The organism is Mesorhizobium sp. WSM4828 (assembly GCF_055811175.1).
In genome coordinates this window covers 1-824 of the sequence record NZ_JBVVQK010000099.1, presented here as the reverse complement: position 1 = coordinate 824, position 824 = coordinate 1, and the positions used below count along the sequence as shown (strand labels likewise).

Here is an 824-nt window from a genome sequence, read left to right as displayed (position 1 = left end):
CGCCGCGACAGATGGAGAAAGGGCCCATGTCGGCCCTATCGCGTTCGGTAACATTCCTCGGTGAGGCAATAGGGGGGGGTCAAATCCTCACTTCGCTTGACAACATTCCCTGGCCCACGCTCCCATACGAAACGTCTGTTGATCTTTCCTTAGTTCCCGACATTATACGGAACCGGTTTAGGTACAAAGATGGTTGAAGTCGAGAGAACTAAGCAGAGGTCGGATGCCGCCAGCAGCTACCTTCGAATGCTGCTTAGTTTATCATTAGAACGAATGCTGACGGACGAGCAAAAGTTGCTTAGGGGCCTTGAGCGGGCGGCAAGGAGTGGCCCTATGGCAACCTATTGGTTCTCCCCTCCGGTCCCAGTCAGGACTGAGGGTCGCAATACGACGCACCACGTCAACAACGCAGTGGCAGCAGCCAAGGAACTCTTAATGTGGACCAACCGTGGCCCTCAGTGGAATCTCGCGCTTCACGTCTGCGTCGCTGTGCTTGCCGACGAGATGGAACCTGAGGAGGCTCGGAAGGCATTCCTGGCTGCGGCCGAAGAGGAGGGGGTGGGTGCGACGCTCGTCTGATTAGCGCCAACAGGCCCAGATACCCGAGCCCCCACTTAGTACTTCGTAAGCGTCACGAGCACCGTACGGCTGTCCTTGGTTGGCAGAGGCAGGATTCAGATGCGGGCCGCTTTGACTCGCTTGGGCATGAAGTACGAGCGGATGGCGACGACCGCTTTTGCAACGGCTGCGACGCCCGCGTCGTCGAGACGGGAGTTCAGCCCCGTTGTATCCCGGATCGGGGCGATGATGTCGCCGGTCTTGGC

At 58.5% G+C, this 824-nt stretch carries 1 protein-coding gene; it reads left to right on the top strand.

Annotated features, from left to right (window positions below; all coding sequences use genetic code 11):
- The first annotated feature begins 333 nt into the window (after nt 1–333).
- Nucleotides 334–579 (top strand): DUF982 domain-containing protein, encoded by a 246-nt coding sequence (locus AC0L2X_RS32440; protein ID WP_473562188.1) that lies wholly within the window; start codon nt 334–336, stop codon nt 577–579.
- Nucleotides 580–824: the final 245 nt, after the last annotated feature.

Excerpts from the sequence above, each read along its gene's own strand:
- AC0L2X_RS32440 (WP_473562188.1), top strand. The coding sequence starts at position 334 with ATGGCAACCTATTGGTTCTCCCCTCCGGTCCCAGTCAGGACTGAGGGT.